General features: G+C 37.0%; 26 protein-coding genes, 10 tRNA genes and 2 pseudogenes. 37 read left to right on the top strand and 1 reads right to left on the bottom strand.

Features of this window, described 5'->3' with window-relative positions; genetic code table 11:
* Positions 1 to 9 precede the first annotated feature (9 nt).
* The 26 genes from BTHG_RS22720 to BTHG_RS26430 all read left to right on the top strand — a co-directional run bounded on the left by BTHG_RS22720 (position 10) and on the right by BTHG_RS26430 (position 17,559).
* A tRNA-Asn gene (locus BTHG_RS22720) sits at positions 10 to 84 on the top strand.
* A gap of 2 nt (positions 85 to 86) precedes the next feature.
* A tRNA-Thr gene (locus BTHG_RS22715) sits at positions 87 to 159 on the top strand.
* A gap of 24 nt (positions 160 to 183) precedes the next feature.
* Positions 184 to 258 (top strand) — tRNA-Glu (locus BTHG_RS22710).
* 18 nt (positions 259 to 276) lie between these two features.
* Positions 277 to 352: transfer RNA gene (locus tag BTHG_RS22705), tRNA-Val, on the top strand.
* A 33-nt stretch (positions 353 to 385) separates the two neighbouring features.
* Positions 386 to 461, top strand: a tRNA-Thr gene (locus BTHG_RS22700).
* Positions 462 to 476: 15 nt separating this feature from the next.
* A tRNA-Tyr gene (locus BTHG_RS22695) sits at positions 477 to 561 on the top strand.
* A gap of 187 nt (positions 562 to 748) precedes the next feature.
* Positions 749 to 823: transfer RNA gene (locus BTHG_RS22690), tRNA-Gln, on the top strand.
* Positions 824 to 828: 5 nt separating this feature from the next.
* Positions 829 to 901 (top strand) — tRNA-Lys (locus tag BTHG_RS22685).
* A gap of 6 nt (positions 902 to 907) precedes the next feature.
* Positions 908 to 982 (top strand) — tRNA-Gly (locus tag BTHG_RS22680).
* Positions 983 to 1,005: 23 nt separating this feature from the next.
* Positions 1,006 to 1,081: transfer RNA gene (locus tag BTHG_RS22675), tRNA-Ala, on the top strand.
* 174 nt (positions 1,082 to 1,255) lie between these two features.
* On the top strand, positions 1,256 to 2,158 hold the full coding sequence (rocF, locus tag BTHG_RS22670) for an arginase (RefSeq protein WP_010284929.1): 903 nt from the start codon (positions 1,256 to 1,258) through the stop codon (positions 2,156 to 2,158).
* A gap of 173 nt (positions 2,159 to 2,331) precedes the next feature.
* On the top strand, positions 2,332 to 2,895 hold the full coding sequence (gene sigW, locus BTHG_RS22665; RefSeq protein WP_010284922.1) for an RNA polymerase sigma factor SigW: 564 nt from the start codon (positions 2,332 to 2,334) through the stop codon (positions 2,893 to 2,895).
* 12 nt (positions 2,896 to 2,907) lie between these two features.
* Complete coding sequence (gene rsiW, locus BTHG_RS22660; protein ID WP_010284920.1) at positions 2,908 to 3,615, top strand: anti-sigma-W factor RsiW; 708 nt, start codon at positions 2,908 to 2,910, stop codon at positions 3,613 to 3,615.
* Between the two features lie 56 nt (positions 3,616 to 3,671).
* The gene (gene cdaA / locus BTHG_RS22655; protein WP_010284918.1) at positions 3,672 to 4,493 is read left to right on the top strand and encodes a diadenylate cyclase CdaA; all 822 of its coding nucleotides are present in this window, start codon (positions 3,672 to 3,674) and stop codon (positions 4,491 to 4,493) included.
* Positions 4,486 to 5,724, top strand: a complete 1,239-nt coding sequence (locus tag BTHG_RS22650) for a CdaR family protein (RefSeq protein WP_010284916.1) — start codon at positions 4,486 to 4,488, stop codon at positions 5,722 to 5,724. The genes cdaA and BTHG_RS22650 overlap by 8 nt, the downstream gene beginning before the upstream one ends.
* Positions 5,725 to 5,751: 27 nt before the next feature.
* A complete protein-coding gene (gene glmM / locus BTHG_RS22645; RefSeq protein WP_010284909.1) occupies positions 5,752 to 7,098 on the top strand; it encodes a phosphoglucosamine mutase in 1,347 nt (448 codons plus the stop codon).
* A 482-nt stretch (positions 7,099 to 7,580) separates the two neighbouring features.
* Complete coding sequence (gene glmS / locus BTHG_RS22640; protein ID WP_010284907.1) at positions 7,581 to 9,383, top strand: glutamine--fructose-6-phosphate transaminase (isomerizing); 1,803 nt, start codon at positions 7,581 to 7,583, stop codon at positions 9,381 to 9,383.
* Between the two features lie 540 nt (positions 9,384 to 9,923).
* Positions 9,924 to 10,352 (top strand): MarR family winged helix-turn-helix transcriptional regulator, encoded by a 429-nt coding sequence (locus tag BTHG_RS22630; protein WP_010284905.1) that lies wholly within the window; start codon positions 9,924 to 9,926, stop codon positions 10,350 to 10,352.
* Positions 10,353 to 10,499: 147 nt separating this feature from the next.
* Entirely contained in the window at positions 10,500 to 11,438 is a 939-nt protein-coding gene (locus BTHG_RS22625; RefSeq protein ID WP_010284903.1) for a ring-cleaving dioxygenase, read from the top strand.
* A gap of 20 nt (positions 11,439 to 11,458) precedes the next feature.
* Complete coding sequence (locus tag BTHG_RS22620; RefSeq protein ID WP_010284902.1) at positions 11,459 to 12,067, top strand: flavin reductase family protein; 609 nt, start codon at positions 11,459 to 11,461, stop codon at positions 12,065 to 12,067.
* A gap of 87 nt (positions 12,068 to 12,154) precedes the next feature.
* Positions 12,155 to 13,102 carry a ring-cleaving dioxygenase gene (locus BTHG_RS22615; protein ID WP_010284898.1) on the top strand — a complete coding sequence of 316 codons (948 nt, stop codon included), beginning with the start codon at positions 12,155 to 12,157 and terminating at the stop codon, positions 13,100 to 13,102.
* Entirely contained in the window at positions 13,099 to 13,701 is a 603-nt protein-coding gene (locus tag BTHG_RS22610; protein WP_010284894.1) for an alpha/beta hydrolase, read from the top strand. The genes BTHG_RS22615 and BTHG_RS22610 overlap by 4 nt, the downstream gene beginning before the upstream one ends.
* A 30-nt stretch (positions 13,702 to 13,731) precedes the next feature.
* The gene (locus tag BTHG_RS22605; protein ID WP_010284891.1) at positions 13,732 to 14,157 is read left to right on the top strand and encodes a DoxX family protein; all 426 of its coding nucleotides are present in this window, start codon (positions 13,732 to 13,734) and stop codon (positions 14,155 to 14,157) included.
* Between the two features lie 238 nt (positions 14,158 to 14,395).
* The gene (locus BTHG_RS22600; protein WP_010284888.1) at positions 14,396 to 15,157 is read left to right on the top strand and encodes a pirin family protein; all 762 of its coding nucleotides are present in this window, start codon (positions 14,396 to 14,398) and stop codon (positions 15,155 to 15,157) included.
* Entirely contained in the window at positions 15,105 to 15,380 is a 276-nt protein-coding gene (locus BTHG_RS22595) for a hypothetical protein (RefSeq protein WP_010284885.1), read from the top strand. Before BTHG_RS22600 ends, BTHG_RS22595 begins: the two co-directional genes overlap by 53 nt.
* Positions 15,381 to 16,110: 730 nt before the next feature.
* Positions 16,111 to 17,559 (top strand): serine hydrolase domain-containing protein, encoded by a 1,449-nt coding sequence (locus BTHG_RS26430; RefSeq protein WP_042342467.1) that lies wholly within the window; start codon positions 16,111 to 16,113, stop codon positions 17,557 to 17,559.
* Between the two features lie 152 nt (positions 17,560 to 17,711).
* Here the strand turns inward: BTHG_RS26430 and BTHG_RS22585 are convergent, their stop codons facing one another.
* The gene (locus tag BTHG_RS22585) at positions 17,712 to 18,611 is read right to left on the bottom strand and encodes a ferritin family protein (protein ID WP_010284880.1); all 900 of its coding nucleotides are present in this window, start codon (positions 18,609 to 18,611) and stop codon (positions 17,712 to 17,714) included.
* Between the two features lie 165 nt (positions 18,612 to 18,776).
* On the opposite strand from BTHG_RS22585, the gene BTHG_RS22580 reads away from it, so the two are divergent.
* From BTHG_RS22580 to rpiA, 11 genes and pseudogenes are all read left to right on the top strand, one after another.
* Positions 18,777 to 19,160 (top strand): DUF302 domain-containing protein, encoded by a 384-nt coding sequence (locus BTHG_RS22580; protein WP_010284877.1) that lies wholly within the window; start codon positions 18,777 to 18,779, stop codon positions 19,158 to 19,160.
* Between the two features lie 220 nt (positions 19,161 to 19,380).
* Positions 19,381 to 19,608 (top strand): sulfurtransferase TusA family protein, encoded by a 228-nt coding sequence (locus BTHG_RS22575; RefSeq protein WP_010284874.1) that lies wholly within the window; start codon positions 19,381 to 19,383, stop codon positions 19,606 to 19,608.
* 40 nt (positions 19,609 to 19,648) lie between these two features.
* Positions 19,649 to 20,116 (top strand): annotated as a pseudogene (locus tag BTHG_RS22570) (DsrE/DsrF/DrsH-like family protein); the annotation flags it as partial.
* Between the two features lie 104 nt (positions 20,117 to 20,220).
* The gene (locus tag BTHG_RS22565) at positions 20,221 to 20,517 is read left to right on the top strand and encodes a rhodanese-like domain-containing protein (protein ID WP_010284869.1); all 297 of its coding nucleotides are present in this window, start codon (positions 20,221 to 20,223) and stop codon (positions 20,515 to 20,517) included.
* A 153-nt stretch (positions 20,518 to 20,670) separates the two neighbouring features.
* The gene (locus BTHG_RS22560) at positions 20,671 to 21,246 is read left to right on the top strand and encodes a sulfurtransferase TusA family protein (protein ID WP_010284866.1); all 576 of its coding nucleotides are present in this window, start codon (positions 20,671 to 20,673) and stop codon (positions 21,244 to 21,246) included.
* Between the two features lie 49 nt (positions 21,247 to 21,295).
* A complete protein-coding gene (locus tag BTHG_RS22555; protein ID WP_010284862.1) occupies positions 21,296 to 22,423 on the top strand; it encodes an MBL fold metallo-hydrolase in 1,128 nt (375 codons plus the stop codon).
* Between the two features lie 31 nt (positions 22,424 to 22,454).
* Positions 22,455 to 22,682 (top strand): sulfurtransferase TusA family protein, encoded by a 228-nt coding sequence (locus BTHG_RS22550; RefSeq protein WP_010284851.1) that lies wholly within the window; start codon positions 22,455 to 22,457, stop codon positions 22,680 to 22,682.
* Positions 22,683 to 22,739: 57 nt separating this feature from the next.
* Positions 22,740 to 23,514 (top strand): annotated as a pseudogene (locus BTHG_RS25630) (sulfite exporter TauE/SafE family protein).
* Between the two features lie 362 nt (positions 23,515 to 23,876).
* On the top strand, positions 23,877 to 24,242 hold the full coding sequence (locus BTHG_RS22530; RefSeq protein WP_010284838.1) for a rhodanese-like domain-containing protein: 366 nt from the start codon (positions 23,877 to 23,879) through the stop codon (positions 24,240 to 24,242).
* A 39-nt stretch (positions 24,243 to 24,281) separates the two neighbouring features.
* Positions 24,282 to 24,542, top strand: a complete 261-nt coding sequence (locus BTHG_RS22525; RefSeq protein WP_010284837.1) for a metal-sensitive transcriptional regulator — start codon at positions 24,282 to 24,284, stop codon at positions 24,540 to 24,542.
* A gap of 316 nt (positions 24,543 to 24,858) precedes the next feature.
* Positions 24,859 to 25,542, top strand: coding sequence for a ribose-5-phosphate isomerase RpiA (gene rpiA / locus BTHG_RS22520; protein ID WP_010284835.1), 684 nt, complete (start codon positions 24,859 to 24,861; stop codon positions 25,540 to 25,542).

Genomic DNA, 25,542 nt, shown 5'->3' with positions numbered 1-25,542 from the left:
GGCAATTATTCCGCAGTAGCTCAGTGGTAGAGCTATCGGCTGTTAACCGATCGGTCGTAGGTTCGAATCCTACCTGCGGAGCCATTGCTTCCATAGCTCAGCTGGTAGAGCACTTCCATGGTAAGGAAGAGGTCAGCGGTTCGAGCCCGCTTGGAAGCTTACGAAAAAGACAAATTACGAGATGGCCCGTTGGTCAAGCGGTTAAGACACCGCCCTTTCACGGCGGTAACACGGGTTCGAATCCCGTACGGGTCACCATTTAACTTACTTTACGTAGGAGGATTAGCTCAGCTGGGAGAGCACCTGCCTTACAAGCAGGGGGTCGGCGGTTCGATCCCGTCATCCTCCACCATTTAAGTCAAAGAATGTTGCTTAAGACTTTAATGCCGGTTTAGCTCAATTGGTAGAGCAACTGACTTGTAATCAGTAGGTTGGGGGTTCAAGTCCTCTAGCCGGCACCACCTTAATTTAATGATGGAGGGGTAGCGAAGTGGCTAAACGCGGCGGACTGTAAATCCGCTCCCTCAGGGTTCGGCGGTTCGAATCCGTCCCCCTCCACCATCTACATAGTAGAAGCCTTTATTCTTTCTTTTGGACAAGTTCACGAGGTTGAAATAGGCTATTTTTATGGGAATTGTACATTTAATTAGTAAAGTTACACATAATTTGCCGTTAGTTGTGCAACATAATAGGGTAACAACAAAATAAATTCCGTAATCAAGTAAAACTCGATATGAAGATTAATCATTGGGCTATAGCCAAGCGGTAAGGCAACGGACTTTGACTCCGTCATTCGTAGGTTCGAATCCTGCTAGCCCAGCCATTTTCGAGCCATTAGCTCAGTTGGTAGAGCATCTGACTTTTAATCAGAGGGTCGAAGGTTCGAGTCCTTCATGGCTCATCTCTTGCGGAAGTAGTTCAGTGGTAGAACACCACCTTGCCAAGGTGGGGGTCGCGGGTTCGAATCCCGTCTTCCGCTCCATGAACTACTTCTTTTTTATATTCGGGGCCTTAGCTCAGCTGGGAGAGCGCCTGCTTTGCACGCAGGAGGTCAGCGGTTCGATCCCGCTAGGCTCCACCAATTGCATATGAACGTAACAATAAACCAGTTGGTTTATTTTTTTTGTATAAATCCGCAGTTTTAAAGCTTCTATCCTATCTCAGACTGCATATATATACATGTTTTTGTCGAGTTGAGTCATTCTATAAAAAGTAGGAAAATAGGGGTATATGGGAGAAGGAGGTTCGTTTATTCATGAAGAAGGATATTTCCATAATTGGTGTACCAATGGACTTAGGCCAAATGCGTAGAGGTGTAGATATGGGGCCAAGTGCCATTCGATATGCGGGTGTTGTTGAACGATTAGAAAGACTTGACTATGATATAGATGATTTAGGTGATATTGAAATAACACGTCCCACTCGTGAAGAAGTGGCAAACGATGAAAATTTAAAAAACCTTGAGAAAGTATCTGAAGCTAGTGAGAAGCTAGCGACGACAGTGGATACGGTGATACAAAACGGAAGATTTCCACTTGTTTTAGGTGGTGACCATAGTATTGCGATTGGAACACTCGCCGGTGTGGCTAAGCACTATCAAAATTTAGGTGTTATCTGGTATGATGCTCATGGTGATTTAAACACAGCGGATACTTCACCAACAGGAAATATACATGGTATGCCACTTGCAGCTAGTCTTGGACTTGGTCATAAAAGATTAACAAATATTGCTGGCTATAGTCCAAAAATAAAACCAGAAAATATCGTAATCATTGGTGCAAGAGCACTCGACGATGGCGAAAAGGAATTAATTAAAAAATTAGGTATTAAAGTATATACGATGCACGAAGTTGATCGCTTAGGTATGACAAAAGTTATGGAAGAAACCATTGCCTATCTTCGGGATCGAACAGATGGTGTCCATTTATCATTAGATTTAGACGGCTTAGATCCACATGATGCACCGGGTGTGGGGACTCCAGTTCTTGGTGGTATCAGTTACCGTGAGAGCCATTTAGCAATGGAAATGTTAGAGGAATCCAAATTAATAACTTCTGCTGAATTCGTAGAGGTAAATCCAATTTTAGACGACAAAAATAAAACAGCTTCCGTAGCAGTTGCATTAATGGGATCATTATTTGGAGAAAAACTTTTATAAAAAATAAGCAGTATCTCGGTAAAAATAGAGGTACTGTTTTTTTTATTTTAAAGATTTGATTTCCTACCCCATAACCCACCCAAAATTTGTTAAAATGAAAATTATGGAGAAAGTGAAACCTTTTTAAAGGTCGTTCGTAAATAATGATACCCGCAGTGGCGGAGGTATACAAAATGGAGACTATCATCAAAAACAGAATTAGGCAGATTAAAAATGGAGATCAGAATGCATTTGCGGAGATAGTAGAATTTTACAAAGACAAGGTTTTTCAAATATGCTATCGTATGCTTGGGAATCGACATGAGGCAGAGGATATTGCACAGGAAGCCTTTATTCGAGCATATGTGAATATTCACAGCTATGATTTGAATAAAAAGTTCTCAACATGGCTATATCGAATAGCAACGAATTTGTCGATTGACCGCATTCGAAAGAAAAAGCCTGACTACTACTTAGATGCTGAGCTTGCGGGCTCAGATGGACTAACTATGTATTCACAGGTAGCCGCAGATGTCGCATTGCCAGAGGACGAGCTAGAGACAATGGAGCTTCAAGAATTAATCCAAGCGGAAATACTGAAGCTTCCGGATAAGTATCGTTCTGTTATTGTTTTAAAATACATCGAAGAGTTTTCACTAAAAGAAATTGGTGAAATTCTTGACTTGCCAGTTGGCACAGTTAAAACAAGGATTCACAGAGGCCGAGAAGCTTTACGAAACCAGCTTCGACATGTATAGGGGTGAGAAAGAATGTACTGTTCAGAAAACAACATAATTCAACTTATGCACAATTACCTAGATGAGGATATTTCTGAAGAGGAAGAGAAGCTACTACGTGAGCATTTGCAAACATGCGAATCCTGTAATCAACATTTTCATGAACTAAAGAAAACCATTGCTTTAGTTCAAAGTACTTCTCATATTTCTGCACCTAATGATTTCACATTAAATGTCATGCAAAATTTACCGAAGGAAAAACGCACTGTAAGCTTTAAACGTTGGTTCAGAGCCCATCCGATGCTGACAGCTGCCTCACTCTTCCTTTTATTAATGGTAGGAAGTCTTTTTTCAGTTTGGAATGAAAATGAGCAATTCTCTGTTTCCAAACAACCAAATTTGATTGTTGAAAACAATACTGTGATTGTTCCTGAAGGTGAAACGGTTAAGGGTGATGTTGTCGTTCAAAATGGTAAAATTGTGATTGAAGGAGCTGTAGATGGAGATGTCACTGTGATTAATGGTGAGAAATATCTAGCTTCAGCTGGAGATGTTACAGGGGAAATCAAAGAAGTCAATCAAATGTTTGAGTGGCTTTGGTACCATATAAAAAAATTGGAACAGATGCAATCCATGTTTTTGATAATGAAGAATAGGCCATCGAACACGGTGGCCTTTTTCTTCGTTAAAATTAAGCTCATCCTTCTACCAATTTGTAATCGGAACGTGAAAGTTATATGATATAATATTATAGCTAACTATGTGTTTTTGGATTATTTCATAGAGGAAGTGTGAGAATGTCATTTAATGAACTCCCATTACTAGGTTACCTCGGCATTTTTCTAGATGTTCTCCTTGTCTGGTATGTAATATATAAAATATTATCCCTTATACGCGGAACGAAAGCTGTTCAGTTATTAAAGGGAATTATTGTTATCGTTTTTATCCGCTTATTAAGTAGCCTGTTAGAATTACATACGCTGTTTTGGTTAGTAGACCAGGTGATGGATTGGGGATTTTTAGCGATTATCGTTATATTTCAGCCTGAATTACGAAGGGCATTGGAACAGCTTGGTCGTGGAAAAATATTTTCAAGAAGTGGTACTGACGAAGAAGACCAGCAGATAAAATTAATTGAAGCCATAACAAAAGCAACAGATTATATGGCAAAACGCCGTATCGGCGCACTCATCTCGATTGAACGACAAACGGGGATGGGGGATTATGTGGAAACAGGGATTCCGCTAAATTCAGCTATCTCATCTGAGCTATTAATTAATATTTTTATTCCAAATACTCCTCTACATGATGGAGCCGTGATTATCCAAAAAAACCAGGTAGCAGCTGCCGCTTGTTATTTACCACTTTCAGAGAGTCCATTTATTTCAAAGGAATTAGGAACTCGTCACCGGGCAGCACTTGGGATTAGTGAGGTAACAGACAGCATTACCATTATTGTATCAGAAGAAACAGGAAGTGTGTCCTTAACAAAAAACGGCGAACTACACCGTGATTTGAAACCTGATGCATTTCGAGATTTACTAAACCAAGAACTAAAGACAAACGATAGTATTACCTCTCATTCACTATGGCAATGGAGGGGGAAAAAGAATGGATAAATTAATTGATAACCGTTGGGTTACACGGATTATTGCGTTGTTAATTGCGTTGCTCTTATTCGCCTCTGTCAGCTTTGAGAATCAACCGTCTTCCAAGAGTCCTGCAGGCATACCGTTGTTTTCAAATTATTCGGAAACGTTAACTGAGATTCCAGTGAATACGTACTATGATGATCAAAATTTAGTTGTATCAGGGGTTCCTCAATATGTAAATGTAACAATTGAAGGTCCGTCCGGTGTTACGAAAAGGGAAGGCCTTCAAAAAGAAATAGAAGTTTATGCAGACCTTACTCAGTTATCGGTTGGTACTCATAAGGTAAAACTACAGTATCGAAATATATCTGAAAAAATTAAAGTGAAAATTGATCCTGCTGAAATTACGGTCGTTATTCAGGAAAAAGTGACCAAGGAATTCCCAGTTGAAGTCGACTTTGTTAACCGGGACCAGGTAGCAGAAGGATATACAATAGAACAACCAGTTGCTGCACCTCGGGTTGTAAAAATAACCGGGGCCTTAGAGGAAATCGAAAGAATCGCTTTAGTAAAAGCGGTTGTCGACCTTAAGGGGGTTACGGAAACTTTTACACAGGAATCACGAGTAGCTGTTTATGATAAAAATCAAAATGTCTTGTCGGTGAGCGTTGAACCAAGCGTTGTTGAAATTACGGTTCCGATTGTGAGTCCGAATAAATCAGTATCGTTCACCCTAAAGCAAAAAGGAAAACTTGCAGATGGGTTAAGTCTAGTCAATATCACGCCAACGCCTAATCAGGTTACGATATTTGGTCCAAAAGAAGTCATCGATGCAATATCTTCTATTGAAGGTGAAATTGACCTTGATAAAATTCAGGAAGACTCCACGATAAAAGTGAAGGTTCCGATACCTAAAGGAGTTACTCAAATATCTCCTCAAGAAATAGAAGTTGCAGTTGATGTTGAAGAAGAGATTTCGGAAACCTTCTCAGATTTATCAATTAGAAGCCAAGGCTTAGAATCTGAATATGCACTTACTTTTTTAAATCCTGAAGCAGGGACTCTTAATTTAGATGTACAGGGCGCTCAAAGTGTCATAGACGGGACAAGTCCTACAAATTTTGATGTGTTTATTGATGTGACCGATCTAGGGATTGGTGAACATGATGTAGATATAGAAGTGAAGGGCCCAGATAATGTGACGTGGGCATTACCTCAAGAAAAGGCAAAGATACGAATCACCGAAATCGAAGGATAGTATCTGCAAAAGGAGAGATCATTTAAAATGGGAAAATATTTTGGTACAGATGGTGTACGTGGTGTTGCAAATAGTGAATTAACTCCAGAACTTGCATTTAAGGTAGGAAGATTTGGAGGGTATGTATTAACAAAAGATAAAGATAGACCAAAGGTAATAATCGGCCGTGACACTCGTATTTCAGGACATATGTTAGAAGGAGCTCTTGTAGCAGGGCTACTATCAATTGGTGCAGAGGTTATGCGTTTAGGTGTTATCTCTACTCCTGGTGTTGCTTATTTAACAAAGGCTTTAGGTGCAGAAGCAGGTGTCATGATTTCAGCGTCACATAATCCGGTACAAGATAATGGAATTAAGTTCTTTGGTCCAGACGGCTTCAAGCTTTCCGATGAACAAGAAAATGAAATCGAAGCACTTTTAGATTTATCTGAAGATCAGCTTCCTCGCCCAATCGGTACAGATTTAGGACAGGTGAATGACTATTTCGAAGGTGGACAGAAATATCTTCAGTTCTTAAAGCAAACAGTAGAAGAAGACTTCACGGGTATTCATGTAGCATTGGATTGCGCTCATGGTGCAACCTCTTCTTTAGCTACTCATTTGTTTGCTGACTTAGATGCAGATATTTCTACAATGGGAACATCACCAAATGGTCTTAATATTAACGATGGAGTAGGTTCTACCCATCCAGAAGCACTTTCTGCATTTTTAAAGGAAAAGGGTGCAGATGTTGGACTTGCTTTTGACGGTGACGGCGATCGTCTAATTGCAATTGATGAAAATGGAGATATCGTTGACGGTGACCAAATCATGTACATTTGTGCAAAGTATATGAAGGAACAAGGTCGCTTAAAGCATCAAACTGTTGTATCTACTGTGATGAGTAATTTAGGCTTTTATAAAGCACTAGAGGAGAACGGCATTGAAAGTGTTCAAACAGCAGTTGGGGACCGCTATGTTGTAGAAGAAATGAAAAAGAGTGGATTTATTCTAGGTGGAGAACAATCTGGCCATATCATTTTCCTTGATTACAATACTACAGGCGATGGATTATTAACAGGTCTTCAATTAGTCAATATCATGAAGGTCACAAAGAAACCTTTATCACAGCTTGCAAGTGAAATGACAAAATTCCCGCAATTATTAGTGAATGTAAAAGTTACAGATAAATATCATGTTACTGATAATCCGGTGATTAAAGAGGTTATTGAAAAAGTGGAAGCTGAGATGAATGGAAACGGCCGTATATTAGTACGTCCTTCCGGTACAGAGCCATTGGTGAGGGTAATGGCAGAAGCTCCAACAGAAGAACTATGTAAAAAATATGTAGAACGTATTGTTTCTGTGGTAAAAACAGAAATGGGAGCGGAGTAATACTTCGTGTTCTTTGTACTTCTAATACATTTTGATTAAAAATATGCAAACTTGGCACATCTTGTTCCAAGTTTGCATATTTTTTTAGTGTACATGGAAAATTTATTCCATGTTTTGATTGACGAAGTTTGATTTTCTAGTGTATTATTGTTCTTGTTCTTTTTATTTACAGGAGGAGGGATAATACGGATCATTCATTTTCATTTTTAAAGCGCCAGAACTAAACCATGAACGGAAATGGTGACATTCCAATAGGATATTGTCACGGGTTTAGTTGACGAGGAGGAGGTTTATCGAAGTTTCGGCGGATGCCTCCCGGTTGACTCCAATCACGACCGAAAAATCCTTTTAGGTAAAACAGAGGGGTGACTCTCTGCACAAACGGAAGGATATGATTGTGAAAAAATAGATAAATATATGAAAAAAGGGGCAAGTAAGCCCCGTGCTTTCTTGTTCCCTTTTTTAGGGAGGAAACTTATTTTATGTGCGGAATTGTAGGTTTTATTGGACAGAAGGACTCGAAGGAAATTTTGTTAAAGGGACTAGAAAAGCTCGAGTATCGTGGTTATGACTCAGCTGGAATTGCAGTAATGAATGATGAAGGTGTTCATGTTTTTAAAGAAAAAGGTCGTATTGCGACACTTCGTGAAGCTGTAGATCAAAGTCTATTTGCTACAGCGGGGATTGGCCATACTCGTTGGGCGACCCATGGAGTCCCAAGTAAAGTAAATGCACACCCACATCAGGCATCATCTGGAAGATTCACTCTAGTTCATAATGGAGTAATTGAAAACTATAGTCAGCTTAAAGATGAGTATTTACAAAATATTGAATTAAAGAGTGATACGGATACAGAGGTTGTTGTTCAAGTGCTCGAACAATTTGTAAACCAAGGGATTGAAGTAGAAGAAGCATTTCGTAAGACGTTAAGCCTTCTAAAAGGATCCTACGCAATTGCAATGCTTGATGAGCAAAACAACGAAACAATCTATGTAGCGAAAAACAAAAGCCCACTTCTTGTTGGTCTTGGGGAAAACTTTAATGTTGTTGCAAGTGATGCAATGGCAATGCTACAGGTAACTGACCAATATATCGAGTTAATGGATAAAGAGATTGTTATTGTTAAAAAAGAGTCTGTCACAATCAAAAATTTAGCGGGTGAAACAATTAACCGTGACCCATATACAGCAGAGCTAGATGCAAGTGATATTGAAAAGGGAACGTACCCACACTATATGCTAAAGGAAATTGATGAACAGCCATTAGTAATGAGAAAGATTGTTCAAGAATATCAAAACGATAATGGTTCGTTATCAATCGATCCTTCTATTGTCGAAGCAATGAAGGAATCAGACCGTATTTATATCATTGCTGCTGGTACTAGTTATCATGCTGGTCTTGTTGGGAAGCAATTCATTGAAAAAATGGCGCACATTCCTGTAGAGGTTCATATTTCTAGTGAATTCTCATACAATATGCCGTTATTATCTGAGAAACCACTATTCATCTTTATTTCACAAAGTGGAGAAACAGCAGACAGTCGTGCCGTGTTAGTACATGTAAAAGAAATGGGCCACAAGGCTATTACCATTACAAATGTTCCTGGCTCAACACTTTCTCGCGAAGCAGATTTCACGTTGTTGTTACACGCAGGCCCTGAAATTGCAGTTGCGTCTACAAAGGCTTATACAGCACAGTTGGCGGTTCTTGCAATCCTTGCATATGTAACTGCTGAATCAAAGGGATTAAAGGTTGGCATGGACCTTGTCAAAGAACTTGGTATCATTGCGAACAGCATGGAGGCTCTTTGTGATGATAAAGAAGTAATGGAAGCTATTGCGTGGGAGTACTTTACAACCACTCGTAACTGCTTCTTCATCGGTCGTGCGATGGACTTCTTTGTTGGATTAGAGGGTGCCTTAAAGCTAAAAGAAATCTCCTATATCCAAGCAGAAGGTTTTGCTGGGGGAGAATTAAAGCACGGAACAATTGCCTTAATCGAAGAAGGGACACCGGTTATTGCCCTTGCTACGCAAGAGCATGTTAACTTAAGCATTCGTGGAAATGTGAAAGAGGTTGTTGCACGTGGTGCACATCCATGTATTATCTCAATGAAGGGATTAGACACAGACGAAGACCGTTATGTGCTTCCAGCTGTTAACGAAATGTTAACACCACTTATCTCTGTCATTCCGTTACAGCTTATCTCTTATTATGCAGCACTACACCGTGACTGTGACGTTGATAAGCCACGTAACTTGGCGAAGAGTGTAACGGTAGAATAAGGAATAAATACAAACTCGGGCTGTGTTCACTGTCATTATTGTTAGTAATCAAACAATAATGATAGTAACTAACCTTTATAGTTGGCAACTAGATATTAATGATGGAAACTAAGAATTGGTTTTAGCATTTAAGGCTAAATTATGAATAGTGCTATGCATCTATTGCAATTTAAATAAAAGAGCCTTAAGAAAAATCGGTGAAGATAGTGAAAATACTAAAAAGACCCTGCTACCGCAGGGTCTTTTTAGTATTTTTCTATAGAGTCTCAATATAGACTCTATACCTAGACACTTACTATAGATTCTATAGAACAAACTTTATTTTATGGTGGTATTATAAGACATGATGAAAACGAGCCACGGAGAAAAAATAAGGAAGTTACAAGAAAATCAGATTAAAAACTTATACAAAACCAAATTGCAATATAGAAGAGTAATGGCTAAATTTCAAAAAAACATTTGACACTTGCTTTTTTATGTTATATTATTATCTTGAAATCAAGATAATTTAATTCAAGATATCTTTCAGGAGGTGTGAGTATGGCAAGTAAATGCACAAACCAAGCATTTTTGATTTTAATGCAAACATCAAGAGCGCTCCAAGAAAGAATTAGAGACGATATGATGAAAAACAACTTAAGCATAACTGAGTTTTCAGTACTAGAAGTACTTTTTCACAAAGGTAAGCAAACAATTCAACAGATTGGTAAGAGTGTCCTAATAACAAGTGGTTCAATGACGTATGTAATAGATAGGTTAGAACAAAAAGGATTTTTAAAGCGAAGTGCTTGTCCAGATGATCGACGTGCTATACATGTAACGTTGACTGATGCTGGAATTGAAATAATGATTACAATAATGCCTGAACATGAGGATTTTGTAGATCGGGTTTTTGATTCACTAACCTCTAGTGAGGTGGATACTCTGGTAGACTTTTTAAAAAGAGTAAAAGAAAAGGTGGAAAATTAGTTCAAAATAGTAATGATATTTTTTTTGTAATATATCTTGAGGTAAAGATACTTTAATTAAAGATTATGTATAAAAGTAGAATGGTTTTATTTTATTAGTAAAACCTGATAGTAATTAATCAAAAAACTAGAAATAGGAGTGGTACAAATGACTAAAAAGACAATGGGGATTCACCACATTACAGCAATAGTAGGTCATCCACAAGAAAATGTAGATTTCTATGCTGGAGTTTTAGGGTTACGTTTAGTAAAACAAACAGTAAATTTCGATGATCCAGGTACGTATCATCTTTATTTTGGAAATGAAGGTGGAAAACCAGGGACAATCATTACGTTTTTCCCTTGGGCAGACGCTTATCAAGGAAAAATTGGGGATGGTCAAGTAGGTGTAACTTCTTATGTTGTTCCTAAAGGAGCATTGGATTTTTGGGAATCAAGATTAGAAAAGTTTGATATTCCTTACACTAAAATCACACGATTTGGAGAAACATATTTGGAATTTGATGATCCACATGGACTTCACCTAGAAATTGTTGAGAGAGAAGAAGGCGAAATCAATACTTGGACATTCGGAGATGTAACACCTGAAGTTGCAATAAAAGGTTTTGGCGGCGCTACATTATTTTCAGCAAAGCCAGATAAAACAGCAGAAACACTCGAAAAAGTAATGGGTCTTGAAAAAGTAGATGAAGAAGGAGATTTTGTTCGTTATCGTTCTTCTGCAGATATTGGAAATATCATAGACCTAAAAGTAGTTCCAACTGGCAGAGGCCAAATGGGTGTTGGAACAGTTCACCATATCGCATGGAGAGCTAGTGATGAGAAAGACCAATTAGATTGGCAAAAATATGTTGCCCAAAATGGCTACGGAGTAACTCCAGTACAAGACAGAAATTATTTCAATGCCATTTATTTTAGAGAACATGGAGAAATCCTATTCGAAATCGCAACAGATCCTCCTGGATTCGCTCATGACGAATCACACGAAACAATGGGAGAGCAATTAATGTTACCTGTACAGTATGAACAATATAGAGAGCAGCTAGAACGTAGTTTGATTCCGATTAAAGTGAGAAAACTAGATTAATTTGTAAAGGAATGAATCCGATGCTTTCAATAGACCCTACTTCCATATCAGAAAGAGAGAATTATAAATTTCTAATAGGAAGTATTATTCCGAGGCCTATTGCTTTCGTTACAACTCTCTCTGAAGAGGGAGTCTTAAATGGAGCACCTTTTAGTTATTTTAATATTGTCTCCTCAAATCCTCCGATGATTTCATTGTCAATACAACGTACAGAGGGCAGACAGAAGGATTCTGCTAGAAATATTACAACTTTAAAGGAATTTGTAGTCCATATTGTGGATGAACAAAATGTTGAAAAAATCAATAAAACCGCTGCAAGTTTACCACCAAATCAAAGTGAGATTAAATTAGCGGGATTAACTTCAATTGAAAGTGTAAAGGTCTCTGTTCCTGGAGTGAAAGAAGCAAAGGTTCGATTGGAGTGCGTATTGGAACAATCTTTAGAATTGGGCGGAGTTAATTCTCCAGGTTGTGATTTTATCATAGGAAGAGTTGTTCAATATCATATTGAAGGTGATATCTACGCAAAAGGGAGAATTGATCCTCGAGGGTTAGCTGCCGTGAGCCGATTGGCTGGTGCCAACTATGCGAAAATCGGAGATCTATTTGAGATAGAACGACCTAAGTAGAGTTAAGGGGACAGGTACGTTGTCCCACCAATTAAGAAAAATTTGGGGGACGAGGAACCTATCCCTCTGTCACAGGGAGGGAATGAGATGCAAAGAACAGCGGGCATTCATCATATAACAGCAATGGTTAACGATGCACAAAGAAATATTGATTTTTATGCAGGTGTACTTGGGCTTAGGCTTGTAAAAAAAACTATTAATTTTGACCGCCCAGAAGTTTATCACCTCTATTTTGGGAATGAAGCTGGTGAACCAGGAACAGTCATTACCTTTTTTCCATGGCTAAAACAGCTAAAAGGTCGAATCGGATTGGGACAAGTGGGGGTAACGAGCTATTCCATACCGTCCGGTTCGTTAGAATTTTGGGAAGAACGTTTGAGTAAGTTTGGTGTTGATTTCAGATCTTCCATCCGGTTTGGTGAAAGAAACATTGCATTTAATGATCCAGATGGACTGGAGCTTGAACTAATCGAACGAAACGAAGGATCCATTAATAATTGGAGTTTTGGCGGGATAAAATCGGAGAATGCAATAAAAGGCTTTTCTGGTGCTACTTTAATTTCTGCACAACCCAATAAGACTGCAGATTTACTTGAGAATGTATTAGGTCTCACATGCATTGGTGACGAAGAAGGTTTTCTTCGATTCAAGTCCGATGCTTCACTTGGAAATATCATAGACATTAAGTTAACTCCATCTGTTAGGGGGCTTATGGGAGCAGGAACTGTTCACCATATTGCATGGAGGGCAAAGGATGAAGAAGATCTGCTTAGATGGAGAAATCTTCTTCAAGAAAAAGGGTATTACCCAACAGAAGTCCGCGATCGAAACTACTTTAAAGCTGTGTATTTTCATGAAGAGGGAGGAATCCTTTTCGAAATAGCGACCGACCCACCAGGTTTTTCGGTAGATGAGCCAACTAATGAGCTAGGTAAAAAGCTCATGCTTCCTACATGGTTAGAGTCAAAACGAGAAGAATTAGAAGAAAGCTTACCTTCTGTTGAGGTTCGCGTAGTGGAAGGAGATAAAAAATGAAGCACATATTTAATAAGGGAACAAATCCAGAAAAACCTACATTATTAATGCTTCACGGTACAGGAGGAAATGAATTAGATTTGTTACCTCTTGCAGGAAGGATTGATGATGAGGCCTCTGTTTTAAGTGTTCGAGGAAATGTTTTAGAAAATGGCATGCCACGTTTCTTCAGAAGATTGTCTGAAGGAATTTTTGATATAGAAGACCTTATATACAGAACAAAAGAATTAAATGAGTTTCTTGATGAAGCAGCTGACAAATATGAATTTAATCGCAATAACATCCTTGCAATTGGATATTCAAATGGAGCAAATATAGCAGCTAGTCTTTTATTTCACTATCAAGATGCATTAAAAGGGGCAATTCTTCATCATCCAATGGTTCCTCGCAAAGGAATTGATCTTCCTGATTTAACAGGGAAGTCCGTATTTATTGCTGCTGGTACTAATGATCCAATCTGCTCTCCGATGGAATCTGCTGAGTTGCAGTCTTTATTAGAAAAGGCAAATGCGGATGTAGAAATTCATTGGGAAAATAGAGGTCATCAGTTGACAGTAACAGAAGTAGAAGCTGCTGCACAATGGTATAAAAAATTATAATTTAAAAAATATTTTATAGGAGAAGAGAAAATGACACAAAAAAACGAAATTGGAGCACTTATTTTACGAGTTACACTGGGGATACTATTTTTTATACATGGGATAGTTAAGTTCCAAGGAGGAATTGAGAATACTTTAGGATGGTTTGAGAGTATTAATATACCCGGATTTATGGCATATGGAGTTGCTTTATTTGAAATAATTGGAGGTATAGCACTAATTATAGGATTTGCGACTAGACTAGTTTCTGTTTTAGCCGTTTTATTAATGGTTGGAGCGATTATTACTGCTAAACTTCCTGTTGGTTTATTAGGAAATGGTCAAATGGCAGGATATGAATTAGATTTAGCATTTTTAGCGATATCTGTTTATCTTGCGATTAATGGAAGTAAGTTATTTTCACTAAATCGCGTACTGTTTAATCAAAATTCAAATGATCTAAAAAGAGACGCCTAACAAAGAATGCAAATTTTAGAGAGTGGAATAATAGGAGGTGTACTAAATGGGTTTTTTATCAAAAATATTTGCTAAATCATCAGAAAAGGAGATAGGGATACATCTCTAGCTAAGAAAAAACGTTGTAGTTTTTATTGTTAAGTTAATTTTCTTCCTTATAGGTAGTAGGTGAAAATTGACAGGATGGGCTTTTTCATATATATTTATCTCGGATTCAAGATACTTAGGAGTGAGATAAATGATTCAGAGATTTTCGGCAGCATCTCGTTACTCTGTAAAAAATGATTGGTTGGAGAGCAATCTTAGTTTTTCATTTGGTGAGTACTATGATGAGGAAAATATCCAATTTGGTCCACTTCGTGTTTTTAATGATGACACAGTACAAGCAGGAAAAGGATTTGGCATACATCCACATAGGGAAGCGGAAATTGTATCGATTGTATTGCATGGTCAACTAAAGCACGAAGATAGTCTAGGAAATAGTGGGGTATTACAATTTGGGAATGTTCAGCGTATGACTGCTGGAACTGGTTTACTCCATTCCGAAATGAATCCTTCTTTAGAAGAGGAAGCAAGCTTTTTACAGCTATGGTTTAAACCTTCCAAAAAGCAATTACCCCCTTCCTATGAGGATATTTTCTATAATGTTGATTCAATGAGGAATAAGTTGTTACCAATCGTTTCTTCAACTCCAACCAATGGAGCTGCGAAGATTCATAGTGATGTTACATTATACTTATCCAAATTAGATGCAGGAGAAGGGATCTACTATCAACAAAAACAAGGAAGAAAGATGTATGTTTTTGTGATTGATGGGGAACTTGTTCTGGACAATGATGTTATCGTTGGAAAAAGAGATAGTGCACGTATAATTGAAAATAACGAACTCACTTTAAAAGCAACAAAAGAAACCTTCTTTTTATTGATAGATTTGGGTGGTGTCTGTTATGTTGTTGATTCGTCATGCGATTGGAAGCAGACTATTTTATCAAACAGATGAATATGATATTCTTCCAGAACAAGATAAGTGGGTTATGTCTATCAAAATTTCCGAAGAAAAAGCTAAAGAAATCATCAAATTTAAAGAGGAATTAAATTTATTTGATGTAGAGAAAAACCAAAAGACTTGGTATTATACATCAGCAGCAAATGTTGAGTTTAATAAGGAAAAGTCTACAATTACTATCATTGCAGACCATAAAACAGTATATCCAGTTAATTAGAATAATAACTTTTTTATCTATTTAAATTTCCAGGCTTTTCTGCTAACCGTGGGAAACGGAAAAAGATGTAGGGAAGTTGCAAATAAAATAAATTGGATGTTATTTGTTCGGCCCATTATGATATGTGTATTTATATTTTATTAATATAGTTGCGTTGATTTTAAAACAAATAAACGCTGCCTTCTTCACAAATACAATAAAAAGCTGAAAATGGTATAGGATAGGAAAAATATAAAGATTTGTTAGAAATGTTAAAAAATAGTGGTCCAGTTCATAAAACTGGACCACTTTTATATACAGGAAGCACTACATTTTGTTGTGCAAATTCGAGTTTTGCGATAGTTAACGGACCCCGCTACACTATATGCAGTCTGTTTTTTTAATGTTTATTTATAGTTACCAACAATAATGTCATTGAACAGCTGAATCCAATACGGGTTCAGCCCTTTTTCTATTATCACAAAATCACTTCAATCTTTTTTTATTAAGATTTTAATTATGATTTTTGATATGAATAATTTTTAGTTTTGAATGAAGGAAATTTAAAGGAATATAATAACGAAGGAGTTAAAGAAGAAGGTATCCAAACAAACCTCTCTGTTGGAATGGTAAGTCTTATGAAGAAGTGAATGGAACTATTAAGGAAAATTTGCGCGATTTACAATTTTTCCCTTCTTTTAAATTGAAAGTAGTAGGAGATAACATTATAAATTTGAAGGGATGGATAACAATGCGAAAGAAAATGGCTATTTTCTTTTTTGTGACACTTTTGTTCTCTACCCCATTGCACCTTCCTTTATCAGCTCAAGCTGCTGATGTAATTGAAACGGAAGAGATTGATGAATTTGTTACGGACTATATGAAACGCAACGGGCTCCCAGGTGCAGCTATTGTAGTCGTAAAAGATGGTAAATTAGTTTATGAGAAAGGCTATGGTCACGATTCTAACGGAGACCCACTGACAGCAAAGTCTAAAATGAGACTTGCTTCCGGTACAAAACCAATTACAGCATTTTCGGTTTTACAACTAGTTGATGAAGGAAAAGTAAAACTAGATGACCCTGTCGTTAATTATCTGCCAAAACGAACTATGGATGACCCTAGATGGAAACAGGTTACAGTACGACACCTATTAAGTCATACATCTGGGATACCTGATCCAATTATTGTAGCTCCAGCCGATACGTTAAAAAAAGGTGTAGAACGACTTCATGACTGGAAGCTACAATCTCAACCAGGGGAGAAATATGCTTATAGTAATGCTAACTATTGGCTTTCAGCATATTTGGTAGAGAAAGTGAGTGAGATGAATTTTACAGACTATCTACAGCAAAAGGTATTTACTCCACTTGGAATGAATGACACACTTACGACAGTAAACTCAGGAGATTATGTACGAGGGCTACCGAATGGGTATGTAACAGCATATGGAACTGCAATTCCTTGGACAGAGCTTGAAGCAATGAATATGGGTGCGGGAAGTATCATTATAACCGCATCAGATATGGGGAAATGGCTAGCTATGCATACGAACGAAGGGAAGAACGAATTAGGACAACAGTTAGTATCAAAAGAATTATTGGAAGAATCCTATTCACCACAACCTGGAAGCGAAAAATATGGGCTTGGTTGGTCGTTAAGTTCACCTAACATCAAACCAGCACGTATTTCGCATAGCGGATCAGTATCTACGTATCAAACTCAACAAGACATTGTACCTAGTAGTGGATACGCAGTTGCCGTTCTACTCAATAGTTTTACCCCTACGCTTGAACACGCATATGAGATAAGTTCAGGAATTATCCAATTAACGGAGGGAAAAGAACCTGAAGAAAAAGCTCCAGTTCCTAAAATAATTGATTTATCATTAGGTGCTATCACAATACTCTACCTTGTTTTTGGAATTAGAGGAATGACGCGAAGTAGAAAATGGGCGGATAAACGTAAGCAACATCGACCTTGGCGATTTTACCTACGGTTATTTCCACAATTGGTGCCAGTAATATTTATAGGATGGTTATTTTTTATTGTCCCGACACTACAGGATAATAGTTCTACAATAAAAGACGCATTCGGTATTTTCCCAGCTGCGATGATCTTACTAGCGATTATCTTCATTGTGGGACTGGTTCTAACTGTAATGAGAATCTATTATCGAAAAATATTAAATTATCATTGAGGATTAAGAAAAGAGCAGGCATTCGTGGACAGCAATTGATGAGGTCGAGCTGAAGGTGGCCGACAGGAACCAGGTAAGCAAATAGTTCCAGCGGGCCAGCTCAAGGGAGGTTTTGGAGATAAAGAAGGGGAGAATTCCCTTCTTTATTATTTTTATCGTGCAAGACCTCTTTCAAATGCTGCAAGATGATTCAAAGAGGCATTACGAAGTTGAGAAAAGACGGTTCGAACATCATTTGGAATAGTAAGGGAAAGAAACTTATTATACATAGAAATATTGTCTATTTCGCCCTGAACACCAGCAGCATATGCTGCTTTTATACTTTCTGGAGTTGTAACGAAATTCTGCGATATATCTTCAGGTAATGGTACTTGATAACGTTGAAAAAGTGGCAATAAAGCATCTATATGTCTCTTTTCAACTTCTTTTATTTGTGCAAAGGTCCTTATATAACCAAAACTTTTTAGTATATCATCGTATCTTGCTTGAGCGAGGTATTCATCTTGAAGGGCATATGTCAACATTTGGGGTAGAGTTAAAACGGATGCACTTAATGCCCCTTTAGCTCCGTAATTGTTAATTTGCCGATTGATGTGTGCGCTCTTAGGATTAATAAAAAAAGACAAAAACCATACAGCGTGATTTTGTTCGTCTGCAGCTGCACGCCGAAACCTTTCTTTTATAATTGGATCATTCGCTTTATCTGATATCTCTAAATAAAAATCAACAGTTTCTTGTTCATCTTTGAAGGCAAACTCTATTCCTGCGTTATAGTTATTAGGACAATTCTCATTGCTTTGATAAGATGGATTTTTTCCTGCTAAATTTGTATAGATTTTACTAAATTCTTCGAGGTGACGTATTTCATCCTTTCGTATCTCCAAAATTCTGTCCTTTTCAACGTTTGTAGGCGCCAGCTTAGCTAATTCCTTATAACACGCAATAGCACTGTACTCTCCATTAATCGCTTTTTGAATATCATTTACAAGTTGAATGTCATTTGGCATGCGATAATAATCATAATTATATGGATTAAATTGATTTAAATACATGTTTGTCCTCCTTTTATTAACAATCTATTTATTTTATGTTTCATGCTTAGGTAGCTGTGCCAGTTTAATTCGTACTATTTTGATTAAATTGCGGCAGGACGGGAACTTACATAGTATTCAATTTACTTCATTAGAAATAATAAGATTGAAAGGGGGGTTCATTTGATGTTTGATTATACTGTTGCAACGAATAAGAATATGGAAGAGGTTATAAAAAACCTAGAGGACAATTTAAAAGAGGAACAATTCGGTGTGTTATGGAATTTCGATTTGAAGGAAAAACTGCAATCAAAAGGTCTTGATTTTCAAAGAGATTTTAAAGTGCTTGAAGTATGCAATCCCCATGAAGCGTATAGAGTAATTAGTGAAAACTTAATGGCAGGTTATTTCCTACCATGTAAGATATTGGTCTATACTGATAATGAAAAGGCATGTATTGGAATGCCGAGACCGACCTCGCTCATTACGATGATGAATGATGAAAAGATACAGACTCTTGCTAAGGATATTGAAGAAAGACTAATAAGATGTATTGACAAAACTGTATAATATAAAAAGTTGGGTGTGTTTTAGAAATGCATCCACTTTTTTATTTTTAATTGTTGACATTATACCCATGTGGGTATAACATATGACTTGTGAGTTTAATCACAGTATCTTTCAAAGGTTGAATAATAATCAAGTTAAATAGGGTTGACACCTATTTTTATTTTAGTTAATTTTATACCCATGGGGGTAAATGTAAAAATAAAAAACGGAGGTTATCTACATGAATATAGATAAAGTTTTAGATGCAAAAGGGTTAGCTTGCCCAATGCCGATTGTGAAAACTAAAAAAGCTATTGATAGTCTTGAATCAGGCCAGATCTTAGAGGTACTTGCAACTGACAAAGGTGCAAAAAATGATTTAACAGCTTGGGCAGCATCTACTGGACATGAACTTGTTGAATCAAAAGAGGAAAATGGTGTTCTTTTCTTTTATATTAAAAAAGGCTAATACTCTGGAGAAAGCGGGGAGGAAAAAGAATGACTGAAAGAAAAAAACAACGATTGTATTATTTAGCGGTGATTATGACAAGGTAATGGCTGCTTATATTATTGCAAATGGTGCAGCGGCATATGATCATGAAGTGACAATTTTCCATACCTTTTGGGGATTAAATGCCTTACGTAAAGATGAAGAGATTAGGGCGGAAAAAAGCTTCATTGAAAAAATGTTTGGCAAAATGATGCCTAGAGGTGCAAATAAATTAGGACTTTCAAAAATGAATATGGCAGGTATGGGGCCAAAAATGATTAAAGATGTTATTAAAAAACACAATGCGTTGACATTACCACAGCTTATTGAAATGGCACAAGAGCAAGATATTAAGCTTGTTGCATGCACAATGACAATGGATTTGCTTGGACTTAAACAAGAGGAACTATTAGATAATGTGGAATTAGCAGGTGTTGCTGCATACTTGGCAGATGCTGAAAGTGGAAATGTGAACCTGTTCATCTAATAAATTGAGGTTAATTCCTTTTATACCAGGAGGGGTAAGCTCCTGGAGATAGAAGCATATAACCAACACAACCAAATGTTAAAAATAGATAGGAGGAAACCAAATTGAAACAACTAACAGCAAAAGAAGTTGAAACTTTACTAAATGAAGGTAAAACATTAAATATAATCGATGTTCGTGAAGTTGATGAAGTTGCGGCAGGGAAAATTCCTGGGGCTGTGAATATCCCTCTAGGATTAATCGAATTCCGCATGCATGAACTAGAAAAAGCTAAAGAATATGTGATGGTTTGCCGTTCTGGCGGTAGAAGCGGAAGAGCTTCACAATTTCTAGAAAGCCAAGGCTTAAAAGTAATTAACATGATAGGTGGTATGCTCGCTTGGGAAGGCAACGTAGAATAATTTTTTTAGTTTTTGAATACCAATATGGGTATTTCAATAAAATGTTAGCATGATTGTAAATCAGAGATAATTAAGGAAATTATGTATAGATGTCTAAGTAATGATTTTGGTTCATGACGACATGTAAAATTATGTAATTGCGGAGGTAATAAAATGGAATCAATAAAAACAAACCTTGTATTAGATGCAAAAGGCTTAGCTTGCCCAATGCCGATTGTGAAAACTAAAAAGGCAATCAATAACTTAGATAGCGGACACGTATTAGAGGTTCAAGCAACCGATAAAGGTTCAAAAGCAGATCTTAAAGCTTGGGCTGAAAGCACAGGACATCAATACCTTGGCACGATAGAAGAAGGCGATGTACTGAAACATTATATTCGTAAAGCTAGCGGTGAAGAAGCTAAAGAGCAAAAACATCCTAATGTAATATCAAATGAAGATTTAGAAGCTGCTATTTCATCTGGAAAGGATATAGTTGTTCTTGATGTTCGTGAAGCAGCAGAATATGCATTTAGCCATATTCCTAAAGCAATCTCTATTCCGCTAGGAGAACTAGACGAAAGAATGAATGAACTAAATGCAGATAAAGAAATTTATGTAGTTTGTCGCACAGGAAACCGTAGTGATTTAGCTTCACAAAAACTTACAGATAAAGGTTTCAAAAACGTAATGAATGTTGTCCCGGGAATGAGCAATTGGACAGGTAAAACAACAAGTATTACAAAATAAGAAATATAATTTTTTTAAATGAAAATATACCATAGGGGGTAATCGTAAAATGACTGTTAATGTAATGACTGCAAAAGATGTTACGAAAAAAGTGTTCAATAAAGAACCATTATTTATCTTAGACGTTCGTAACCAAAATGATTTTAACGATTGGAAAATTGAAGGTAAAAACTTTGACTATTTAAACATTCCTTACTTTGAATTACTAGACGGAGTTGAGGAAATTCTTGAAAAATTACCAAAGGAAAAGGATATCTTAGTAGTTTGTGCAAAAGAAGGATCATCTGTCATGGTAGCTGATATGCTTTCAGAAGCTGGGCTAACTGTTTCATACCTAAGAGGTGGTATGAAGGCTTGGAGTGAGCATCTAGAGCCAGTTAAAGTGGGCGACTTAAAAGATGGTGGAGAAATTTATCAATTCGTTCGTATCGGAAAAGGCTGCCTCTCTTATATGGTTGTATCAAACGGTGAAGCTGCCATTATCGATGCAACACGTATGACCGATATCTTCCTTGATTTTGCTGACAGCAAGGACGCAAAAATCACACATGTATTTGATACACACTTACACGCTGACCATATCTCAGGTGGAAGGAAAATTGCTCAACGCACAGATGCAACTTACTGGTTACCACCAAAAGATGCAACTGAAGTTACGTTTGAATACGCAGCTCTAGAAGGTGGGCAAGATGTGACAATTGGAAATACAACCATTACTATTCATGCATTGTATTCTCCAGGTCACACAATTGGTTCTACGTCTTTTATTGTGGATAAGGAGTTCCTACTTTCTGGTGACATTCTATTCATCGATTCAATCGGTAGACCTGACCTTGCTGGTTTAGCGCAGGATTGGGTAGGAGATTTAAGAGAAACTCTATATAACCGTTATCGAGAATTGTCTAATGATCTAGTGGTTTTACCAGCTCACTTCATGATTATCGACGAACTAAATGAGGATGGAAGCGTATCTGATAAACTTGGAACACTATTTGTGAAAAACCACGGTCTAAATATTAAGGACGAAGCAGAGTTTAGAAAAATCGTAACAGAAAATCTACCACCACAACCAAATGCATATCAAGAGATTCGTGAAACAAATATGGGGAAAATCTCTCCTGATGAAGAAAAACAACGTGAAATGGAAATCGGACCAAACCGTTGTGCAGTTCGCTAATTATATTTAATGGATTGGAGGAGTTGATCTCATGGATGTAGCAAAGGTATTAGATGCAAAAGGACTCGCATGTCCAATGCCAATTGTAAAAACAAAAAAAGCAATAAATGAAATCGAATCAGGCCAAGTACTTGAAGTTCATGCAACTGATAAAGGAGCAAAAAATGACCTAACAGCATGGGCAAAGTTAGGTTGTCATGAACTACTAAAGCATGAAGCAGAAAATGATGTATTAAAGTTCTGGATTAAAAAGGCGTAAACAACAATAAAGGGAACCGTGTATGGTTCCCTTTTCTCAAGAGGAGGCTAACATAAAATGGATTTTGCATTTATCATTACAATCTTTTTAATTGGTTTTATTGGTTCATATATCTCAGGAATGTTAGGGATTGGTGGTTCTATTATCAAATATCCAATGCTATTATATATTCCACCATTATTAGGATTAGCAGCTTTTAGTGCACATGAGGTATCAGGGATCAGTGCTGTTCAAGTGTTATTTGCAACAATAGGTGGTGTATGGGCCTATCGTAAAGGTGGTTATTTAAATAAAAACTTATTCTTTATATGGGGATTAGTATTTTAGTAGGTAGTTTTGTTGGTGGATTTGGGTCCAAATTTATGTCAGAGGGTGGTATTAACGTTGTCTATGGTGTATTAGCGTTAATTGCTGCTATCATGATGTTTATTCCAAAAAAAATGTAGATGATATTCCATTTGACCAAGTTACGTTTAATAAGTGGCTAGCTGCCTTACTTGCTTTAATCGTAGGACTTGGTGCTGGAATCGTTGGGGCAGCCGGCGCATTTTTACTTGTACCAATTATGCTCGTTGTCTTAAAAATACCTACTAGAATGACAATTGCATCTTCACTTGCAATCACATTTATTTCATCAATTGGTTCTACTGTTGGTAAAATCACAACAGGACAAATCGAATATGTTCCAGCGATAATTATGATTATAGCAAGCTTAATCGCTTCACCATTAGGTGCAAACGCAGGGAAAAAGATGAACACAAAGGTTTTACAGATAATCCTTGCATTCTTAATCGCTGCAACCGCAGTGAAGATTTGGTTGGATATTCTATAATATAAGATTGTATATTGAAATTAACGTCTGAAATTGTACAATTTAAACCTAAATAAAAAGGGGTGTAACAATGGCGAAACCCACTAAGAATTGTGGTAATGGTTCTTGAGGAGTTCAGACTAACAAAGACTCAAAGGTTAAGGGCATTCCGCCAATATGACCTGAGGTACTTGTCTGGCTCCTGGTAGGAGTCATTATATTGCTACAAAAAATATTTTAACGATAAATGGAGGTGGCATAACCTCCTTTTTTATATATAAAGGTTTTAGAAACAAGGTAAGTTAGTTGTTTGACAATATACCCGTATGGGTATAAAATATATCTACAGTGTTACCTCAATTTGATACTTTAAGGGGGTTGCAATGCTATTGCTTTTGTTTTTACTTTTGATACTATTTATAGTATGGGAATTATATAAGAGGTATTTCCCTGTAGTTGGTATACACTGCGATGATGAGTTAAACATAAACCTTATGGATATTGAGATTATAGATGTAAGAGACTACAATATATCATACAAAGATGTAATCGATAAGTCTATTAATATTCCTGTTGCCTATTTGGAAAGGTATTGTTACGAGATACCTGATAAAAAGGTTCATGTCGTAGCTTCGACAAGGCTTGAGAAAAATGTTGCTATTCGAATTTTAAGGCGTAAAGGATTTCAAGTGACAGGATATACTGTGAATCATTCTCGTAAATTACTTGAAAAGTTAGCAGTAAAATAGGAGAAACCATCAACCCTACCGTGAAAGGGGGCAATGCACTTGGAATACGATGATAAAATAAAGAATCGTGTGAAGCGTATAGAAGGACAATTACGCGGTATTTTACGGATGATGGAAGAAAATAAGGATTGTAAGAACGTTATTACTCAACTTTCCGCAGCACGTACAGCTATTGATCGAACAATTGGAGTGGTAGTAAGCTCTAACCTAGTTTCATGTGTACGTAATGCTGATGAAAAAGGGGAAAATACAGAGGAACTTGTAAAAGAAGCAGTTGAATTACTTGTAAAAAGTAGATAAAGGCCTAAAGGGTCTTTTTTATTATCCTAAACGGAATTAGGAAAGTTCAAAGGAAACAGACCGTACCAAAAAGGAATAAAGTTTTGTATCTAATGGAATAATTTCATTTGAAGCTGAAAAGAATTGGATTAATTCCGATTCTTTTTTTGAAGGAAAAGAAAATTCATTGTTTTTAGATAATTATCTTGAATTCGAGACAATTATCTTGACTGTGTATAAGTTAAGGCGTATTATTGGTTACGCAAAGTAACTCCGGCACTAATAGTGACTTCTGGTAACAGATATCTCCATTTTAAATGAAGGGAGACCGAATCCTTTGAATGAGAAAAAAGCGGTTGGAGAAAAAGCAATCGAATATATCGAGGATGGAATGGTAGTGGGTCTAGGAACTGGATCGACAGTGTTTTATACGATTTCAAAACTTGGAGAATGCGTTAAAAGTGGACTTTCTATTCAGGGAGTACCTACCTCAAAACAAACTGAAAAATTGGCTACGAAAGTTGGAATTCCTCTTATCTCTTTAAACAGGGTTGAACAAATTGATGTGGCCATTGATGGTGCGGATGAGGTTGATCCTGATTTAAATCTTATAAAGGGTGGCGGTGGCGCTCTTCTACGGGAAAAAATCATTGCAACTGCTGCTGAAACTTTTATTGTCGTTGCTGACCCCGAGAAAAACGTTGAAAAGTTAGGATCCTTCCCATTACCGGTTGAAGTGCTACCCTTTGGATTAAAAATGACTCAGAAAAAAATTCAAGAACTCGGTCTTACAACTCAATTAAGACAAATGCAGGGTACTCCATTTCAAACGGATAATGGTCATTATATTCTTGACTGTCATTTCCCTGATAGGACGAATCTTAAAGAATTAGAAAGAGAACTGAACCTCATTCCTGGTGTTATAGAGAATGGGTTATTTCTCGGAACAGCAGATAAATACATTACCTTAGATCGAGATAATAATAACTCTATTGTAATTAGACAGAGAAATAATGGGTAA

Origin of the sequence: Bacillus timonensis (genome assembly GCF_000285535.1) — a bacterium.
Classification (GTDB): domain Bacteria; phylum Bacillota; class Bacilli; order Bacillales; family Bacillaceae_L; genus Ferdinandcohnia; species Ferdinandcohnia timonensis.
Note: the sequence above shows the minus strand (reverse complement) of the source record. Positions and strands in the feature narration are given on the sequence as shown.

Excerpts from the sequence above, each read along its gene's own strand:
- rocF (WP_010284929.1), top strand. The coding sequence starts at position 1,256 with ATGAAGAAGGATATTTCCATAATTGGTGTACCAATGGACTTAGGCCAA.
- sigW (WP_010284922.1), top strand. The coding sequence starts at position 2,332 with ATGGAGACTATCATCAAAAACAGAATTAGGCAGATTAAAAATGGAGAT.
- rsiW (WP_010284920.1), top strand. The coding sequence starts at position 2,908 with ATGTACTGTTCAGAAAACAACATAATTCAACTTATGCACAATTACCTA.
- cdaA (WP_010284918.1), top strand. The coding sequence starts at position 3,672 with ATGTCATTTAATGAACTCCCATTACTAGGTTACCTCGGCATTTTTCTA.
- BTHG_RS22650 (WP_010284916.1), top strand. The coding sequence starts at position 4,486 with ATGGATAAATTAATTGATAACCGTTGGGTTACACGGATTATTGCGTTG.
- glmM (WP_010284909.1), top strand. The coding sequence starts at position 5,752 with ATGGGAAAATATTTTGGTACAGATGGTGTACGTGGTGTTGCAAATAGT.
- glmS (WP_010284907.1), top strand. The coding sequence starts at position 7,581 with ATGTGCGGAATTGTAGGTTTTATTGGACAGAAGGACTCGAAGGAAATT.
- BTHG_RS22630 (WP_010284905.1), top strand. The coding sequence starts at position 9,924 with ATGGCAAGTAAATGCACAAACCAAGCATTTTTGATTTTAATGCAAACA.
- BTHG_RS22625 (WP_010284903.1), top strand. The coding sequence starts at position 10,500 with ATGACTAAAAAGACAATGGGGATTCACCACATTACAGCAATAGTAGGT.
- BTHG_RS22620 (WP_010284902.1), top strand. The coding sequence starts at position 11,459 with ATGCTTTCAATAGACCCTACTTCCATATCAGAAAGAGAGAATTATAAA.
- BTHG_RS22615 (WP_010284898.1), top strand. The coding sequence starts at position 12,155 with ATGCAAAGAACAGCGGGCATTCATCATATAACAGCAATGGTTAACGAT.
- BTHG_RS22610 (WP_010284894.1), top strand. The coding sequence starts at position 13,099 with ATGAAGCACATATTTAATAAGGGAACAAATCCAGAAAAACCTACATTA.
- BTHG_RS22605 (WP_010284891.1), top strand. The coding sequence starts at position 13,732 with ATGACACAAAAAAACGAAATTGGAGCACTTATTTTACGAGTTACACTG.
- BTHG_RS22600 (WP_010284888.1), top strand. The coding sequence starts at position 14,396 with ATGATTCAGAGATTTTCGGCAGCATCTCGTTACTCTGTAAAAAATGAT.
- BTHG_RS22595 (WP_010284885.1), top strand. The coding sequence starts at position 15,105 with ATGTTGTTGATTCGTCATGCGATTGGAAGCAGACTATTTTATCAAACA.
- BTHG_RS26430 (WP_042342467.1), top strand. The coding sequence starts at position 16,111 with ATGCGAAAGAAAATGGCTATTTTCTTTTTTGTGACACTTTTGTTCTCT.
- BTHG_RS22585 (WP_010284880.1), bottom strand. The coding sequence starts at position 18,611 with ATGTATTTAAATCAATTTAATCCATATAATTATGATTATTATCGCATG.
- BTHG_RS22580 (WP_010284877.1), top strand. The coding sequence starts at position 18,777 with ATGTTTGATTATACTGTTGCAACGAATAAGAATATGGAAGAGGTTATA.
- BTHG_RS22575 (WP_010284874.1), top strand. The coding sequence starts at position 19,381 with ATGAATATAGATAAAGTTTTAGATGCAAAAGGGTTAGCTTGCCCAATG.
- BTHG_RS22560 (WP_010284866.1), top strand. The coding sequence starts at position 20,671 with ATGGAATCAATAAAAACAAACCTTGTATTAGATGCAAAAGGCTTAGCT.
- BTHG_RS22555 (WP_010284862.1), top strand. The coding sequence starts at position 21,296 with ATGACTGTTAATGTAATGACTGCAAAAGATGTTACGAAAAAAGTGTTC.
- BTHG_RS22550 (WP_010284851.1), top strand. The coding sequence starts at position 22,455 with ATGGATGTAGCAAAGGTATTAGATGCAAAAGGACTCGCATGTCCAATG.
- BTHG_RS22530 (WP_010284838.1), top strand. The coding sequence starts at position 23,877 with ATGCTATTGCTTTTGTTTTTACTTTTGATACTATTTATAGTATGGGAA.